The sequence below is a fragment of the Porticoccus sp. W117 genome (genome assembly GCF_030341905.1).
In the GTDB taxonomy this organism is placed as follows: domain Bacteria; phylum Pseudomonadota; class Gammaproteobacteria; order Pseudomonadales; family Porticoccaceae; genus SCSIO-12696.
In genome coordinates this window covers 42,173-59,944 of record NZ_JATAAF010000005.1, presented here as the reverse complement: position 1 = coordinate 59,944, position 17,772 = coordinate 42,173, and the positions used below count along the sequence as shown (strand labels likewise).

Here is a 17,772-nt window from a genome sequence, read left to right as displayed (position 1 = left end):
GAGTGCGCCCAAATACCCCGCTCGTCAACCAGCAGGCGGGCCTTACGTATCCCTCCACGACCCCTGTATTACCACTGGCGGATCACGCCTTGCAGGGGTGGGGAACTGCGTATATAGTCCCCTGTCTTGTCCGCAGTCAGGTTAGTGTTTTCCCTATGTCCGACCAATCTCCAGAATCCTCCACCAACGACGATCAGCAAGCCGCCAAAGCCCCTCAAAACGATGTGGTATGGCAGCCTACCGCTGAGGAAATGGGCTTTTTACAAACGTCGGACGTAGAGCCCAATAACCGCGTCCATTTGGGCAACTGGACCGAGGGGGCACCGGTTCGCTGGAGCTTCCAGAATGCCTGCCAGATAGTGCCCAGCGCGGAGATTTACCGCGGCAGCGGCAAACCAACAGTATTCAAGGAAATCCCCACAGAGCTGAACCACATTGAGTTCACCACCTACGATGGGGACGATATGACGGTTGAGCAGATGCTCGCCCAGACCTATACCGATGGCCTCCTGGTGTTGCACCAAGGCAAACTGGTCAACGAACAGTACTTCAACGGCCTCCAGCCCCACAGCAAACATCTGATGCAGTCGGTAACCAAATCACTGGTGGGCACCCTGGCTTGTATTCTGATGGAGCAAAAGCGCCTCAATCCGGACAAACTGGTAGAAGATTACGTGCCCGAACTGGCTCATTCCGGCTATGGCGACGCCACCGTGCGCCAGGTGCTGGACATGACCACCAGCATTCTCTACCAGGAAAACTATGGCGTGGTCAGTGAGCTGACCATGCACGAGGCCTCTGCAGGCTGGCGCCCGCGCACCGGCCAGCTGGAAGGCCTGCCGGAAGCCCAGGCGTTGTTCCTGCAATCACTGCGCAAAGAACCCGGCCGCAAGCACGGGGGCCGCTTTGCTTATATTTCCTGTAACACCGACGTACTCGGCTGGATTATGGAGCGCGCTACTGGCGAGCGCCTGCCGCAGCTGTTCAGTGACCTGATCTGGTCGCACCTGGGAGCCGAAGAAAATTGCCACATGCTGGTGGACAGCTGGGGGCTTTCCGCCGCCTCAGGGGGCATGAATGCCACCATGCGCGACCTGGGCCGCTTCGGCCAAATGTTGCTGCAGGGGGGCACCTACAACGGCCATCAATTCCTTTCGGAAACCACCATCAAGGACATCCGCACCAACGGCAGCCGCAACTTGTGGAAGCGCGGTGAGGGCAGCGGCATCGGCTATCTGATGCCCAAAGGCTCCTATCGCAATCAGTGGTGGGTCACCGATTTCGACAGCAAGGCTTTCTACGCCATCGGCATTCACGGCCAGCACATCTACATCGCCCCGGAAGCGGAAGTGGTAATCGTTAAGGTATCCAGCCAGCCCAACGCCATCACCCCGGAGTACACCCAGAACTCCCTGTATGGCTTCGAAGCCATCGTCAAACACCTGGCGACCAAGGGCACGGGGTTATTTAAATAAGCCTCGGGCTTCGCAATATTTTAATTGCGTCATCCTGAGCATAGCGAAGGATCTCTGACTTCGTATCACCCTGAGATTCTTCGCTGCGCTCAGAATGACAAGCTCGCTCGATCTGCGCGCCGCTAGTAGCCCGAAGCTTTTTTCAGAACGTCCAGCCAATACCCACGGTAAATTCATCACCGCGGGACAGCGACAAACCATCCACCTTCTCATACAGCGCCAGTTTGTACTCGGCGCGGAACATCATATTGCCGCGATAAAGCACCAGTACCGGCCCTGAGTGCACTCGTTTGCCACCACTGGCGGTGGTGCGGGTGAACTCGTTGGGTGCCTGGGTATGGCGCGCCGAGACATCCCACATCAGGTACATGCCGGAATTGGTATTGTTGTTGTGAATTGGGTGCAAGCCGAGATTGATGTCCAGGCCAACTACGTCACCCTCGCGCATACGGTCATCTCCCTCACGGTTGTACCAATAAAACAGGTCATACAGTTGGTACAGGGAGGGTTTGTCCTTGCCAAAAGGGAAGCCCTCGGCACTGTAGGAGACACTCAATCCCAAATCGACGCTGCCATCGCTGATGGCAAAGTCCCCGGATGAGCTGCCGGTGGGCAAGCGTATCTGTGGAGTAATGCCCCAATTGCTAGTATTGGCGCCTTTGTTGGTATAACGCTTAAGCGGCATTGCCAGGATCAGATCACCCAGGCCGCTGTTGCTCTGAGCTACCGGCTGGCCATCCACCAACGCCACCCGGCGCTGCTCCACATAGGGCAATTTGAAGGTGATGCGTTTCGATGGATTAAAGGTATAAATACCCTCCAACCAGGTTTTATTAACGTGGCGCTCAAGGCCATTGGAATTGCTCAGCTCACCGCTACCAGCGAGTAGCTTTCCAGAGCCGTAGGACTCATGACGAAGTTGAAAGCCGTAGCCGTCGTTCCAGCGCGGTGCCATATCCATGACCGGCTGGTGGGCGCTGGCACTTTCAAACGCAATCACGGCCACCAAAAAAAGTGGCAATAGAAAACGCCCGCTCATGATTCGGCGCTCGCATCCACACATTCCAGTTCGCCAGCGTTATCGGTAACACAGGCGCGCAGCGGATCGTAGCCACCATCGCGCACCGCTTTAAACGCGGCCTCGACATCTGCCACCTGGCCCGGCTGTATGGCCACCAATACCTGCTGTTGATCGATATCCACGTAGATACCGTCGTTGTATTGGCTTTTGTCGATAAAAGCCAGTTTAGAGAGCTTCTTTTTGATGCCATAGGAGCAATAGGAACAGACAACGCCATCCACATCCAACAGCAGTCGGTTGGGCGCCTGGTTGTCAGGTAATGGCAGGGATTGGGCGGTCGCCCCGATGATGGTGAATGCGCCGACCGCAAGCGCACAAAGTCTGGAAAAATTTTTCACAGCTAATACCTTCTGTATGGATTGATACACAGGCGCACAACCGCGCCGTCGAGTGAAGCAGAAGGTAGTGGTTAATCCAGAAAAGTGCAGTTGAGCAGGTGAATGGGGGGATCCGATCGTCGTAAAACAATCTCTTTCACCCAGCGAGGCGATATTGATGTTGTGTTCAGTAATGCCAGGGAAGCAGGGGCAGTAACACTGGCAGTGCCAATGTCACTGCCGGCAATATCCGCACTGCCATATTTGCCATCGCCACAACAGAAGCTGGCGGGGTCGTCACAACAACTGGTATCGGTTTGTGGCTGAGAGGCCGCTAAACCACCACAGCAGGTTTTTACCGGGGCCTGGGCACTGTCTGGCGCCACATCCACACCAAAACCCGCATGGCTGGTGCACAATAGCTGGCCACCAAACAACAGCCACAGCAGCAAGATTCGAGCTGTGGTGCGGCATCTGGATTTCAACAGGCCAAGAAACATCGTGGGTTCTGCGGTGGTAACAATGGTTTCAGTATAGACCCAGTGGCCATAGCCGCCACGGATTTAACCTGACTTTACTTATTCCACCGTCACTGACTTAGCCTGATTGCGGGACTCGGGAGTGACAGGTATTTCCATATCTAATACACCGAATAGCACCGTTTCTGAACTCAACTGCGCCTTAGTAAGCGCTTAACGTTTATTCAGTCATGGCCATGACTCAAACCTTCTACCTTTTCCACTTGATAGCGCACGGGTCTAATCAGCTTTTTCACCAAGCCACCTTGCTCCGCGCGCTTTAACCAGTCATTCAGCTGGGACTTATGAAGGCCGGTATTCTTTATAAGCTCATCAACAGTGGTTGCCGTTGATGCTAACCGTTGCAGCTCAATAATGAATATTTGATAAAAATCTACAGGGCTCGATGCCGAATTTTCAGCCTCAGAAAGTTGTTCTGAAATAGTAGAGCCTTTGACCTGCTTCTCGTTAGCGTATTTAACCTGCTGTGGTTCTGAAACGCCTGTTTCGAGCTTTGAATCAGGCTGTACAGGTATTGAAAATAGATCTACTTGCTCTTCTTTCACATGGCTAACCGCACTCACCAAATCACAAACACTCAAACTCTGCGCATCAGCTTCCAACCAACATCCCCCCTTGGCCACCAAATCTGCATTGGCTGCACTTTTATCGGCTGTTTGCTTAACCCAAAGAGGGATCCAGGCTTCTTTAAGGTTTTCCTCTGCACCACTGAGTGTTCCCCCTTTTTTGCCAGAGTGGATAACCAGTGCGCTGTCTGCCAGACAGTAGATGTATTTGTTACGAGCCATGGCATTACCGGCACTAAAGCCGGCTTCGGGGTAGAAGGGCGATACCAGTACCGCACGGTTATCCATCAAACCTTTGCGCCATTTGTTGCTGGTTGCCGCCTTTAGCAAGCTATCTGCTATCACACCAGCTACCATGCCACCTTGCTCAATGGCCCCTAACATCGCCGCCTCATCCACCCCGCGCGCACCGCCAGAGATGATAGTCACACTCTCTGACGCAGCTTTCTCGCCCACCTGTTGAGTAAAAGCCAGATCAGTCTCACTGGCGTTGCGCGAGCCAATAACTGCCAAACCACCTGTGTTTAACAGCGCTTTATTACCACAGCCAAACAGCACAGGTGGGGAATCTGTTTTCAGTCGTTGCTTTAGCCGCCACGGATATTCAGGGTCGGAGCGAGTAACCACCCACAAGCCAGCCCGCTGCCACTTTTCCATGGCGAGTGCCAGGCTATGGCCACGACCCAGCAACTGTACAACCCGATCGACACTGATTCGATTGTCATGCCAGCCGTCCAACAGGGTTTTTGGATCAGAAGCCAGCAGATCAGCGGGCGAAAGTGTTTTTTCTTTCATCCATAAGGCAAACCTTCCCCACTCTTTAATCGTGAGCGGCTTGACGCTTTCACTGCTCGCCCTGGAAAAATAGCTGGTAAGCAATAGTGTTGCCTGGGCTGTATTTGATAAGGAACCCGATGCAGTCATGAATCTTTCACCGAAGATGATGCCAGCGCAACAGGATACACCACACCACTACCTGCCTGTTGTAATAGCGCCGCAATTACCGCTAGTGTCCAACCAGAATCGACAATATCGTCCACCAACAAAACAGGAGAATCCTGTACGGGCAAATTAATCGCAAATGCACCATCCAGATTTCGGCATTGGTGAAAGCGATTTTGCTGGCTTTTTTGCGGCTGATTGTCTTTAACCTTGCTGACGGCATCAATCAGCGGCAGCTCTAGCCGTGCTGCCAAACGGCGGGCAAAATCAGGCACCAAGAGCGGATGATTGCGCGATGGCACGCAGCAAACCCACTGCGGTGCAGGATTGGGCTGCCAACGCTGTTGAACCATTTCCACCATGGCCTCAACCAGCTCATCGCTAAAATGCCCGGAATGTTTGTTGTCGGCAACCATGCGCCCCCAACCCGCATCACCCCAGCGGGACAAAACACGCCCTTCTTGCGCACGTATATTCTGCAGTAGGTTACCTCTGAATCCATATTCCAGAAACCCGTTGGCAGCAACCTGCACTTTAGGTGTGATCACCATCTCCGCTTGTTTAAGGAAGGTACCTGCACGATGGGCCAAACCGGGATCAACGGGTGTGTTGATAACCGGGTGGCCAAGGCAGGATGAACACTTGCCACAGGGTGCCGGGTCAAGGTCGTCCAGCGCCCGGCGCAGAAAAGCCATCTTGCAGCCATTGTCAGCCAGATACGCTTGTACCTGCTGCCATTCCTGAATACGCTGCCCCGTCAAATGAGCAATGCGTTCATGGTCCATCTGGTAGCGCACTGGCGTTCTGATCCAGCGGCTTCCATCTTTGATAACGGGTGCCGGGTTTTCCACACTCAGAAGTTTGAGCGCCTTCTCAATCTGACCATGCCGAAGGTTGGTCTGTTCTTCAATACCCCGTATCGACAGGCCATCACTCTGTTCCAGGACATGCAAAATTTCGCTAATTTGCGACTCGGAAGGAAATGCCGTGTCTCGAAACGATTTATGAATATCCTGATCTTCGACACCAGACATCAACACACCTATTGCCTGCTCAATACCGCGACCAGCACGACCAACTTGTTGGTAATAGGCAACAATGGAGCCTGGCGCTTGATAATGAACCACAAACCCTAAATCCGGCTTGTCATAGCCCATCCCCAAAGCGCTGCTTGCCACCAACACCTTTAATTGGTTGTTGAGCAATAATTCTTCCAAATGCTGGCGATAGGCATTGCTGTTTTCAAAGCCCTCAGCCTCAACATTACCGTGGTAAGCCTTGGCATTAATATCATTAGCGCTTAACCACTCAGCCACTTGCTCGGCATCGCGCACCGTTAAGGTATAGACAATTCCAGTACCCGGTAAGGTCGGTATCACCTGCGCCAACCAGGCCAGACGAGACGCTTGATCTGGTAGCATCATGGTTTGCAGGGCAAGACTTTCTCGAGTCAAGGGGCCACGATGAATTTGAATATCACCAAGCTGGATTTGAATGTCTTCTACTACCCGGTTGTTGGCAGTCGCTGTTGTTCCCAGCACCGGTGTATTGGCGGGCAGCTGGCGCAAAATACTAATAATGCGTCGATAATCCGGGCGAAAGTCGTGGCCCCAGTCCGATATACAGTGCGCCTCATCAACCACCATTAAAGCAATGCGGTCAGCAATAGGCTGCAAGACGGTTTTGATAAAGCTGTCGTTTGCCAAGCGTTCAGGAGAAATTAATAAGCAATCAATTTCATTATTGAGAACCCGCTGGGTAACCACCTGCCAATAGCTATGGTTGGTGGAATTCATGGTTTCAGCGACAATCCCCAGACGCTGCGCTGACTCAATCTGGTTACGCATCAGGGCAAGCAGGGGAGACACAATTATGGTTGGCCCCGTACCCCTGTCGCGGAAAATTTTGGTACTTATAAAATAAACCGAGCTTTTACCCCAACCAGTACGCTGCACTACCAACAGTTTTTGCCGGTGGTTAACCAATGCATCAATCGCTTGCCACTGGCCATCGCGAAATTCAGCTGTGGGATTCGCCAAGGCGGTTTGCAGTAATTTGTGGGCTTGCTGTTTTTCCATGTTGGTATTCATAATCACTCCTTGATTTATACAGTTAGCTCACCACAGTGGTTAAGTTACTCCACAGTCACTGACTTGGCCAGATTGCGGGGTTGATCCACGTCCGTGCCCTTTACCAAGGCCACATGGTAGGACAGCAGCTGAAGGGGCAGGGTGTAGATAATCGCCTCCAGGCTTTCCGGCACGTGGGGCAGGTCAATTACCGTTACCCCCTCTTGACTAATAAAACCGGAATCCTTGTCGGCAAATACAAACAGCTTGCCGCCACGAGCTTGCACTTCGTGGAGGTTGGATTTGAGTTTTTCCAGCAGCTCGTTGTTGGGGGCCACTGCCACCACCGGCATATCGTCATCCACCAATGCCAGGGGGCCGTGCTTGAGTTCGCCGGAGGGGTAGGCCTCGGCGTGGATGTAAGAAATTTCCTTGAGTTTCAGGGCACCTTCCAGAGCCACCGGGAACTGCACGCCGCGCCCCAGGAACAGGGCGTGGTGCTTTTCGTTAAAGCATTCAAACGTCTGTTCGATCTGCTTGTCCAGCTGCAACACCTGCTCACACAGTTGCGGCAATTGATACAGGGCGGCGACCAGTTCCTGCTCGCGCTCTTCACTCAGGCCGTGGTAGCGGCCAATACCAATGCTGAACAACTGCAGCGCCACCAATTGCGTGGTGAACGCCTTGGTAGAAGCCACACCAATCTCTGGGCCCGCAAGAGTCATCAAGGACAAGTCGCTTTCACGCACCAGCGAGCTACTGGCCACATTGCAGATCGTCAAAGCCCCCAGGTAACCAGCTTCTTTGGCCGCACGCAGTGCCGCCAACGTATCGGCGGTTTCACCGGACTGAGAAATAGTGACAAACAATGTGTTGCTGGGCACCACTACTTTGCGGTAACGATACTCACTAGCCACTTCCACTTGGCAGGGAATACCAGCCCACTCCTCCAGCCAGTACTTCGCTACCATACCGGAATGGTAGCTGGTACCGCAGGCAACGATGTGTACGTTTTCGACTTTTTCAAAAATTTCGGTCGCCTGCTGGCCAAACGCTTGGGGCAGTACGTGCTTGTCGCTGATACGGCCCTGCAAGGTATCCCCAAGCACCTTGGGTTGTTCAAAAATTTCTTTCAGCATGTAGTGGCGGTAGCCACCCTTGTCAGCGCTGCCGTCATCACCGGACAATTGAACAACCTCACGCCGCACAGTGTTGCCTTCAGTATCAACGATTTTATAAGAGTCTGTCTTCAAATCGACTAGGTCGCCCTCATTCAAGAAAACAAAACGGTCGGTCACCGTCCGAAGCGCCATTTGGTCGGAAGCGATAAAGTTCTCTTCAATTCCAACACCCAATACCAAAGGCACATTTCTGCGAGTGCCGACCAACCGGCCAGGCTCACGCTCGCTGATAGCTGCCAGTGCAAAAGCACCTTCCAATCGTTCTGCTACTGTCTGTAACGAAGCGAATAGGTCCTGACCTTGCTCCTGGCAGGCATGCATAAGATGCGCAACGACCTCTGTATCGGTATCAGAAACAAACTGATAACCGGATGCTTTTAATTCAGCGCGCAGCTGATCGTGATTTTCGATAATGCCATTATGAACTACTGCAATATAGGACGACCGATGAGGGTGAGCATTAATGTCGTTTGGCACACCATGAGTCGCCCAGCGTGTATGAGCGATGCCAAGCTGGCCTCGCGCTGGGTCAGCAGCTAACTGCTCTTCCATATTGGCAACCTTGCCGGCTTTCTTGCGAATCTGAATCTTCCCGTCAATATCCAGAACAGCAACCCCTGCCGAATCATAACCACGGTATTCCAGGCGCTTAAGCCCTTCCACGAGAATATTGGTAACATTGCGGTGAGCCACCGCGCCAACTATTCCACACATAATTTTTCCTTCTTAAAATCTTGTGCACGTCATTCCCGCCTTCGCGGGAATGACGATCATTTCTTAACCGGTCGTTTCCAGCCTTCAATATTTCTCTGTCTGCCACGGGCAACCGCCAGCTGCTCGCCGGGCACTTCATTGGTAATTACCGAGCCCGCACCTACCGTGGCGCCTGGGCCTACTTTGACTGGCGCTACCAGAGCGGTGTTGGAGCCGATAAAGGCACCGTCTTCAATTTCAGTTAGCGACTTGTTGGCACTGTCGTAATTGCAGGTAATAGTACCGGCACCCACATTCACATCTGCGCCCAAAACGGCGTCGCCCACATAGCTGAGGTGGTTAATTTTACTGCCACTGCCGACAACCGCTTTCTTGGTCTCTACAAAGTTACCCACTTTGGTGTTATCGGCCATAACAGTGCCAGGGCGCAGGCGAGCAAAGGGACCAATAATGGCATTAATACCTACATGGGTATCTTCGATAACCGTGTTGGCCTTGATCTCTGCGCCATCGGCAATGGTGGCATTGGTGAGAATGCAGTTGGGGCCAATGGTGACGTTATTTCCCAGCTGCACTTTACCTTCAAATACGCAATTCACATCGATAAAAACATCATTGCCGACGGTCAGCTCACCACGTACATCAAAACGGGCGGGGTCTGCCAGAGTGGCGCCATTTCGCATGGCCACTTCGGCCTGGCAATGCTGATAGTGGCACTCCAGCTCTGCCAGTTGCACACGGTCGTTGATGCCTTGCACTTCCTGCTCGGTGGCAGGCTGCAGAGGCTCTACCTGATAGCCATCGTTGCGAGCAATTTCGATCAGGTCGGTAAGGTAAAATTCGCCTTGAGCATTATCGTTGCCAATTTGCGGCAACCAGCGCTTCAAGTCATCGCTGTTAAGGGCCATTACGCCGGTGTTGATTTCGCAGATTTCGCGCTGCGCATCGCTGGCGTCCTTGTGTTCAACAATAGCACTTACATGGCCCTCGGCGTCGCGGACAATGCGACCATAACCAGTGGCATCAGCCAGCTCCACAGTCAGCAGAGTCATGGATTTTTCCGCCACCAGCCCAACCATTTTTTCCAGTGTTTGCAATTCCAGCAGGGGAACGTCGCCGTACAGGATTAATGCAACGCTGTCATCTGCCAGGCTTGGCAATGCCTGTTCCACGGCATGGGCTGTACCCAGCTGCTCGGTTTGCTCTGCCCAGTTGACAGGATTGGCGATGGACTCGCGCACCTGCTCGGAGCCGTGACCGGTTACGACGGTAATAGCCGCTTCGGGTAGCTGTGAAGAAGTATCGATCACGTGCTGAAGCAGAGAGCGCCCAGCCAGCTTGTGCAACACTTTGGGCAGCGCCGATTTCATGCGAGTGCCTTTACCGGCGGCAAGAATAACGATGTCGATCATTGATAAAACGTCCCGTTTTATGAGAGATGGGAGACGGGAGACGAGAGATGCAGTACGACTTGTTTTCCGTCTTTCATCTCTCGTCTCCCATCTCACAAAAAAGGGCGGCTAAAGCCGCCCTTTTTATACCACAACTAACAGCTTACTTACCGAGCTTCTTGCGCAGTTGCTCAATGGTACGCAGTTGTGCCACCGCTTCCGCCAGCTGGGCTGCTGCGCGGGAGTAGTCGAACTCGCCGCTCTGGTTGGCCAGGGCCTGTTCGGCTTTTTCCTTGGCTTCCAGAATCTTGGCTTCGTCCAGGCTGTCGGCGCGGTTGGCGACGTCGGCCATTACGGTAATGCAGTTGGGTTGCACTTCCAGGTAGCCGCCGGAGAGGTAGTACAACTCCTCGTCACCGCCCTGCTTAACGATACGCACCGGGCCCGGTTTCAGGTCGGTGAGCAGCGGTGCGTGACCGAAGTTAATGCCCAGCTCACCCACAGAGCCGGTGGCAACCACCAGCTCCACGAGGCCTGAATACAAGGCTTCTTCGGCACTTACAATGTCACAATGGACTGTCATAGCCATTCTTTAAACCTCGCTCAGCGGGTTACAGGTTCTTGGCGTTTTCAACCGCTTCTTCGATGCCGCCCACCATGTAGAAGGCCTGCTCCGGCAGATGGTCGTAGTCGCCCTCGAGGATCGCCTTGAAGCTGGCAATGGTCTCTTTCAGGGACACGTACTTTCCCGGGGAACCGGTAAATACTTCCGCCACGTGGAACGGCTGGGACAGGAAGCGCTCAACTTTACGAGCACGGGCAACGACCTGCTTGTCTTCTTCAGACAGCTCGTCCATACCCAGAATCGCAATGATGTCTTTCAGCTCTTTGTAGCGCTGCAGTACAGACTGTACGCCGCGGGCCACTTCGTAGTGCTCGGTGCCAACCACCAGTGGATCCAGCTGACGAGAGGTGGAGTCCAGTGGGTCTACCGCCGGGTAAATACCCTTGGCAGCAATATCACGGCTCAGTACAACAGTCGCGTCCAGGTGAGAGAACGTGGTCGCTGGAGACGGGTCAGTCAAGTCATCCGCCGGCACGTAAACCGCCTGGATAGAGGTAATAGAGCCGCTCTTGGTAGAGGTAATACGCTCTTGCAGGGCGCCCATTTCTTCCGCCAAAGTCGGCTGGTAACCCACCGCAGAAGGCATACGGCCCAGCAGTGCCGATACTTCGGTACCCGCCAGGGTGTAACGGTAGATGTTGTCGATAAACAACAGTACGTCTTTGCCTTCGTCACGGAATTTTTCCGCCATGGTCAGGCCGGTCAGGGCCACGCGCAGACGGTTTCCGGGGGGCTCGTTCATCTGGCCATATACCATGGCCACTTTGTCGAGAACGTTGGACTCCTTCATCTCGTAGTAGAAGTCGTTACCTTCACGAGTGCGCTCGCCCACACCGGCAAACACAGACAGACCGCTGTGCTCTTTGGCGATGTTGTTGATCAGCTCCATCATGTTTACGGTTTTGCCCACACCGGCACCACCGAACAGACCAACCTTACCACCCTTGGCGAACGGGCAAACCAGGTCGATTACTTTAATACCGGTTTCCAACAATTCATTGGTAGCAGATTGTTCAGCATAAGTAGGCGCTTTGCGGTGGATCGGCATACGCTCTTGCTCGCCGATCTCGCCACATTCGTCGATGGGGTTACCCAGTACGTCCATGATACGGCCCAGGGTTTCAGTACCCACAGGTACTTTTACCGGGGCGTTGGTGTTAGCAACCGCCAAACCACGGCTAACACCTTCGGAGGAGCCCATGGCAATGGCGCGAACCACACCGTCGCCCAGTTGCTGCTGAACCTCCATGGTCAGGTCTTTGCTCTCAACAGTCAGGGCGTCATAAACATTCGGTACCTGATCGCGCGGGAATTCCACGTCGATCACGGCGCCGATAATTTGTACGATACGTCCGCTACTCATTTCCAATTCCTCTAAATGAAGAGTTCTATATATAGATGTAACTTTTAAATTCTATGGATTCCCGCCTTCGCGGGAATGACGCATTTGTCGATTAAACCGCAGCTGCGCCGCCAACAATCTCGGACAGCTCTTGAGTAATGGCTGCCTGACGGGCTTTGTTGTACAACAGTTGCAGTTCGTCGATCATGTTGCCGGCGTTGTCGGTGGCGTTTTTCATGGCCAGCATCCGCGCCGCCTGTTCACAGGCTTTGTTTTCCACAACCGCCTGGAACACCTGGGATTCGATGTAACGCACCAACAGGCCGTCCAACAAATCTTTGGCATCCGGCTCATAGATGTAGTCCCAGTGGTGCTTCAGCTCTTCCTCATCAGTCGCTTCGAGAGGCAGCAGTTGAGCCACTTCCGGCTTCTGGGTCATGGTGTTGACGAATTCATTGCTCACCAGGAACAGGCGGTCAATTTTGCCTTCGTCAAACGCATCCAGAGTCACCTTGACGCTGGACAGCAAGTCAGCGGCGGAAGGCTCATCACCCAGGTCGGTGACCGCAGCGGTGATATTGCCGCCCATGCTGCCAAAGAAAGCAGCGGCCTTGTTGCCGACAACGCACAGATCCACTTCAACGTCTTTGTCGCTCCACTCTTTCATGGCTTTGATGGTGGCTTTGAACAGGTTGATGTTCAAACCGCCACAAAGGCCGCGATCGGTGGATACCACAATAAAGCCGACCCGCTTCACCTCGCGCTCCACCAAGTACTGGTGACGATACTCCGGCGTGGCGTTGGCAATATGACCAATCACCGTGCGGATGCGCTGGGCGTAGGGCTTGCCCAGTTTCATGCGATCCTGGGCACGGCGCATTTTACTCGCCGCCACCAGTTCCATGGCGCTGGTGATCTTCTGTGTGCTCTGCACACTGGCGATTTTGGTTTTAACTTCTTTTCCGACTGCCATAATTAATACCTGGGGAGGGAATCTTTCCGTTTATAAGAAAGTCCGTCCCCGAAAAAATTACCAAGTCTGGGTGGCTACAAACTTGTCCAGCGCCGCTTTAAAGCTGGCGGCGATGTCGTTGTTGTAGTCGCCGGTGTCGTCAACCTGCTTCATCAGCTCTGCGTGCTCTGCTTTCATGTAAGAGAGCAGGGAAGCTTCGAAGTCACCCACTTTGGCCACTTCCACTTCTTTCAGATAGCCTTCGTTGGCGGCGTACAGAACGATCGCAGTTTCGGCAATGCTCAGTGGCGAGAACTGCTTCTGCTTCATCAGCTCAACTACGCGCTGACCGTGCTCCAACTGAGCGCGGGTCGCATCATCCAGATCGGAGGCAAACTGGGAGAATGCCGCCAGTTCGCGGTACTGAGCCAGAGCCAGACGAATACCACCGCCGAGCTTCTTGATCACTTTGGTCTGAGCGGCACCACCTACGCGGGATACGGAGATACCAGCGTTGATCGCAGGGCGAATACCGGCATTGAACATGTCCGCTTCCAGGAAGATCTGACCATCGGTAATGGAGATCACGTTGGTGGGTACGAACGCAGATACGTCACCGGCCTGGGTTTCAATGATCGGCAGGGCAGTCAAAGAACCGGTTTTGCCTTTCACTTCACCGTTGGTGAACTTCTCAACGTAGTCGGCGTTAACGCGGGCAGCGCGTTCCAGCAGGCGGCTGTGCAGGTAGAACACGTCACCGGGGTAGGCTTCACGGCCCGGTGGGCGACGCAGCAACAAGGAAATCTGGCGATAGCCCCAGGCTTGCTTGGTCAGGTCATCGTAGATGATCAGCGCGTCTTCACCGCGGTCACGATAGTACTCACCCATGGCACAACCGGCGTAAGGCGCCAGGAATTGCATGGAGGCGGGGTCAGCAGCACCGGCGGCAACCACAATAGTGTGGTCCATGGCACCGTGCTCTTCCAGCTTGCGCACCACGTTGGCGATGGTGGACTGCTTCTGGCCAACCGCAACGTAGATACACTTAATGCCGGTGTTTTTCTGGTTGATGATGGTGTCGATAGCGATGGCGGACTTACCCACCTGACGGTCACCAATAATCAATTCACGCTGGCCGCGACCGATGGGGATCATGGAGTCAACGGATTTCAAACCGGTTTGCAGAGGCTGGTCAACGGATTGACGGTCAATTACGCCGGGAGCGATGCGCTCAACCGGAGAAGTAACCGCCGCTTCAACCGGGCCTTTACCGTCGATAGGTGTACCCAGTGCGTCAACCACGCGGCCTTCCAGCTCTGGGCCAACCGGCACTTCCAGAATACGACTGGTGCACTTGGCTTTCTGGCCTTCGGCCAGACCCAGGTAGTCACCCAACACAACCGCACCCACGGAGTCACGCTCCAGGTTGAGGGCCATGCCGTAGCTGCCGTTTTCAAATTCGATCATCTCGCCGTACATCACATCGGCGAGGCCGTGGATGCGAACGATACCGTCGGAGACGGATACAATGGTGCCCTCATTCTGGGCTTCAGTGGCAACATCCAGGCTTTCAATGCGCTGTTTGATGATGTCGCTGATTTCAGATGGATTCAGTTGCTGCATGTGCAGTTCCTCGATCTCAGGAATTTAACGCTTCGGCGAGCTTCGCCAGACGACCGCGAACGGAACCGTCGAGCACGGTATCTCCGGCGCGGATCACCGCACCGCCCAACAGGCTTTTGTCCACTTCCACCTGCAGGGTAACGTCGTGACCCAGGCGTGATTTCAGTGCCGCTGCCAGTTTGTCTTGCTGTTCCGAGCTGACCTCACCGGCGGAGGTGACTTCCACCGCCAGGTTTTTCTCCAGGCCCGCTTTCAACACCTCAAATTGACGGCTAACTTCCGCCAGCAGAGGCAGACGGCGGTTGGCTGACAGGGTGTGAACAAAGTTACGGCCGCTCTCGTTGAGGGCATCGCCGCAAACATCGATCACTGTCTCGGCCTGTTGCGCCGCGGTGTGAGTGGGGGAGGCCAACAGGCGCTCCACCGCATCGTGCTGGGATACCGCAGCAGCGGTGGCCAGCATTTTCGACCAGTCTTGCAGTGCGCCGGCATCGGCAGCGTGTTTAAACGCCGCTTTTGCGTAGGGCCGTGCCAGAGTGCTCAGTTCAGCCATTTCAAACCTCGTTTACAGCTGCGCTGCCAGTTTGTCGAGCATGTCGCGGTTGGCGTTCTCGTCGATCTGGGTTTCGAGAATTTTCTCAGCACCCTGAACGGCAAGAGCGGCCACTTTGCTGCGCAGCTCCTCTTTGGCGCGGTTCATTTCCTGATCGATCTCGGCTTGAGCAGCGGCTTTCAGGCGGTTGCCCTCAGCGATGGCCTGCTCTTTGGCCTCGTCTACGATCTGGTTAGCCCGCTTGTTGGCCTGTTCGATGATGCCCGCCGCTTCTTGCTTGGCTTCTTTCATCTGATCGGCCGCCTTGTTTTGCGCCAGTTCCAGATCGCGACTGGCGCGGTCAGCCGCTTCCAGTCCTTCTTCGATCTTCTTCTTGCGCTCTTCCAAGGCATTGATGATTGCTGGCCACACAGTCTTCATGCAGAACCACACAAAGATTGCGAAGACTGCCATTTGACCGAACAGCGTAAGGTTAATATTCACGCCAGTGTCCTCAAGTTACCTAAAGAAATTCGTTGTATTGCTGTTAACAGGGCGGCTAATTAAGCGCCAACGCCAGGAGCAACAACGAAGATCAGGTACATGGCGATACCAACACCGATAATGGGGATGGCGTCGATCAGGCCGGCCAACAGGAACATCTTGCCTTGCAGCATGGGGCCCAGCTCAGGCTGACGAGCAGTACCTTCGATCAGCTTACCGCCCAGCAGACCCATACCAACGGCCGCACCCAGTGCGCCCAGACCCAGCATAATTGCCGCTGCGATGATGACGAGTTCCATTTGTTTCTCCTATTAAGAGGTTTAGATGAAAGTAAAAATTAAAGGTAAATCAAAAAATCAGTGATCTTCATGCGCCATGCTGAGGTAAACCACCGTCAGCACAGTGAAGATAAACGCTTGCAGTGTAATAACCAGGATGTGGAATACCGCCCAGCCCCACTGCATAAATCCACCACTGACGAAGCTCAAACCGCCGGCGAGGGCCAGTTGAACAATCAGCAGCAAAATGGTTTTACCGGTGGCCAACTTGCCTTTCATGTTCAGCCAGCAGGTAAAAATCACCACCGCCAACACAATCAGCCAGTAAACCAGGTTAAAGGTTTCGCCAAACAGGCTCTGGAAGCCACCACCAATAGCACCCGCACCGAAGGCGGCGCCAAACATAACGGCAATCAGGATAAAGATCATTTCACCGGCGTACATGTTGCCGAACAGTCGCAGACCGAGAGAGAACGGCTTGGCCAGCAGGCCAACCACTTCCATAAAGATGTTGATCGGCAAGAAAATGGTGAAGTCCAAGTACCACTTGCCAGAGTGGAACGGATTCATGGTCAATTCTTTCAGGAAACCCCAACCTTTGATTTTGATGGAGTAAAACAACATCAGTACAAATACGCCAAGGGCCATGCCCAGGGTAATATTGGGGTCCGTTGAGGGAACAATTTTCTGATAGGGAACCCCCAGCATATACAGCAGGTGCGGCACCAGATCTACCGGTACAAGATCCATCAGGTTCATCAGGAACACCCACACAAAGATAGTCAGAGCCAACGGCGCAACCAGTTTGTTGCGACCGTGGAAAGTATCTTTTACCAGCCCCTCAATAAACTCGACACACCACTCCACAGAGTTTTGCAAGCCGCCCGGCACTCCGGTAGTTGCTTTTTTAGCTGCGGCCCGGAATATTCCCAGGAAAATAAAACCAAGACCGATAGACCAGAGAATGGAGTCCAGGTGAATAGCGCTAAAACCCATGGCCTGAACATCAGCAGCATAGTGATCATAACGGGCAAAGCTCCAGCCGTGCTCTGGATGGTTGCCGTAGACCAAGTTGGTCAAGTGGTGTTGGATGTACTCTACTGTGGTCGGGTTTTCGCCTGCCATCAATTTTCTCGCAAATCTTCGCGTTAAAAACGAACTGTTTAACGTGCCCTGTTGAGTATTTTTGTGGCACTCAACAACTGCACAAGAATCATCACACCAAAGGAAACAAACAGCGTTACAGGTTCTACCCAGCGAGCCATGCGAAAGACTATGGCAAACATCGCTGTGGTTAACAGAATCTTCCCGCTCTCCCCTCGATACATCGCATTAACGATATTCCGCACCTGACGGGCGCCGGTATATCGATAGGCCTGACGTGTAAACCAGACCTGCGGGATTATCTGAATCAATCCCCCCACGGCAGCGGAAGCCGCCAACTTCTGGCCGAAAGGCAAAAGCGCCAATGACAGCAGAAGCAAAATCAACAGCTGGATCAAGGCGACCTGATGTACCGGCGGGGGCGCAATCTTGGCCATTGCTGCCAGCTCCTGTCAGCCTTTCTCTCGCTCTTCAAGCGCTACAAACCCCGGACAGACCAGTCTGGGCGGCGCAATTATAGGTAGTTCAAGTCGCTTA

The 17,772-nt window shown here is 53.8% G+C and carries 17 protein-coding genes; 1 reads left to right on the top strand and 16 read right to left on the bottom strand.

Features of this window, described 5'->3' with window-relative positions; all coding sequences use genetic code 11:
* The first annotated feature begins 155 nt into the window (after positions 1-155).
* Entirely contained in the window at positions 156-1,475 is a 1,320-nt protein-coding gene (locus QSV34_RS05480) for a serine hydrolase domain-containing protein (RefSeq protein WP_289152680.1), read from the top strand.
* Positions 1,476-1,617: 142 nt separating this feature from the next.
* On the opposite strand, the gene QSV34_RS05475 is transcribed toward QSV34_RS05480, so the two are convergent.
* From QSV34_RS05475 to QSV34_RS05400, 16 genes are all read right to left on the bottom strand, one after another.
* Positions 1,618-2,514 carry a transporter gene (locus QSV34_RS05475; RefSeq protein ID WP_289152678.1) on the bottom strand — a complete coding sequence of 299 codons (897 nt, stop codon included), beginning with the start codon at positions 2,512-2,514 and terminating at the stop codon, positions 1,618-1,620.
* The gene (locus QSV34_RS05470) at positions 2,511-2,894 is read right to left on the bottom strand and encodes a heavy-metal-associated domain-containing protein (protein WP_289152676.1); all 384 of its coding nucleotides are present in this window, start codon (positions 2,892-2,894) and stop codon (positions 2,511-2,513) included. The genes QSV34_RS05475 and QSV34_RS05470 overlap by 4 nt, the downstream gene beginning before the upstream one ends.
* A gap of 71 nt (positions 2,895-2,965) precedes the next feature.
* Entirely contained in the window at positions 2,966-3,373 is a 408-nt protein-coding gene (locus tag QSV34_RS05465; protein WP_289152675.1) for a hypothetical protein, read from the bottom strand.
* Positions 3,374-3,576: 203 nt separating this feature from the next.
* Positions 3,577-4,902: a DNA-processing protein DprA gene (locus QSV34_RS05460; protein WP_289152673.1), complete on the bottom strand. Its 1,326-nt coding sequence runs from the start codon at positions 4,900-4,902 to the stop codon at positions 3,577-3,579.
* Positions 4,899-7,010, bottom strand: coding sequence for a RecQ family ATP-dependent DNA helicase (locus QSV34_RS05455; RefSeq protein WP_289152671.1), 2,112 nt, complete (start codon positions 7,008-7,010; stop codon positions 4,899-4,901). Before QSV34_RS05455 ends, QSV34_RS05460 begins: the two co-directional genes overlap by 4 nt.
* A gap of 44 nt (positions 7,011-7,054) precedes the next feature.
* Positions 7,055-8,884 (bottom strand): glutamine--fructose-6-phosphate transaminase (isomerizing), encoded by a 1,830-nt coding sequence (gene glmS / locus QSV34_RS05450; RefSeq protein WP_289152669.1) that lies wholly within the window; start codon positions 8,882-8,884, stop codon positions 7,055-7,057.
* A 56-nt stretch (positions 8,885-8,940) separates the two neighbouring features.
* On the bottom strand, positions 8,941-10,296 hold the full coding sequence (glmU, locus tag QSV34_RS05445; RefSeq protein WP_289152667.1) for a bifunctional UDP-N-acetylglucosamine diphosphorylase/glucosamine-1-phosphate N-acetyltransferase GlmU: 1,356 nt from the start codon (positions 10,294-10,296) through the stop codon (positions 8,941-8,943).
* A gap of 142 nt (positions 10,297-10,438) precedes the next feature.
* Complete coding sequence (locus QSV34_RS05440) at positions 10,439-10,864, bottom strand: F0F1 ATP synthase subunit epsilon (RefSeq protein WP_289152666.1); 426 nt, start codon at positions 10,862-10,864, stop codon at positions 10,439-10,441.
* Between the two features lie 22 nt (positions 10,865-10,886).
* Positions 10,887-12,263: a F0F1 ATP synthase subunit beta gene (atpD, locus tag QSV34_RS05435; protein WP_289152665.1), complete on the bottom strand. Its 1,377-nt coding sequence runs from the start codon at positions 12,261-12,263 to the stop codon at positions 10,887-10,889.
* Positions 12,264-12,354: 91 nt separating this feature from the next.
* Positions 12,355-13,215, bottom strand: coding sequence for a F0F1 ATP synthase subunit gamma (gene atpG / locus QSV34_RS05430; protein ID WP_289152664.1), 861 nt, complete (start codon positions 13,213-13,215; stop codon positions 12,355-12,357).
* A 57-nt stretch (positions 13,216-13,272) separates the two neighbouring features.
* Positions 13,273-14,817, bottom strand: coding sequence for a F0F1 ATP synthase subunit alpha (gene atpA / locus QSV34_RS05425; protein ID WP_289152662.1), 1,545 nt, complete (start codon positions 14,815-14,817; stop codon positions 13,273-13,275).
* 16 nt (positions 14,818-14,833) lie between these two features.
* Positions 14,834-15,370 carry a F0F1 ATP synthase subunit delta gene (locus QSV34_RS05420; protein WP_289152660.1) on the bottom strand — a complete coding sequence of 179 codons (537 nt, stop codon included), beginning with the start codon at positions 15,368-15,370 and terminating at the stop codon, positions 14,834-14,836.
* Between the two features lie 12 nt (positions 15,371-15,382).
* Positions 15,383-15,853, bottom strand: a complete 471-nt coding sequence (locus tag QSV34_RS05415) for a F0F1 ATP synthase subunit B (protein WP_289152658.1) — start codon at positions 15,851-15,853, stop codon at positions 15,383-15,385.
* Between the two features lie 59 nt (positions 15,854-15,912).
* Entirely contained in the window at positions 15,913-16,152 is a 240-nt protein-coding gene (gene atpE, locus QSV34_RS05410) for a F0F1 ATP synthase subunit C (protein ID WP_289152656.1), read from the bottom strand.
* 57 nt (positions 16,153-16,209) lie between these two features.
* Positions 16,210-17,256: a F0F1 ATP synthase subunit A gene (gene atpB / locus QSV34_RS05405; RefSeq protein ID WP_289152655.1), complete on the bottom strand. Its 1,047-nt coding sequence runs from the start codon at positions 17,254-17,256 to the stop codon at positions 16,210-16,212.
* 38 nt (positions 17,257-17,294) lie between these two features.
* Positions 17,295-17,672 (bottom strand): ATP synthase subunit I, encoded by a 378-nt coding sequence (locus QSV34_RS05400; protein WP_289152653.1) that lies wholly within the window; start codon positions 17,670-17,672, stop codon positions 17,295-17,297.
* Positions 17,673-17,772: the final 100 nt, after the last annotated feature.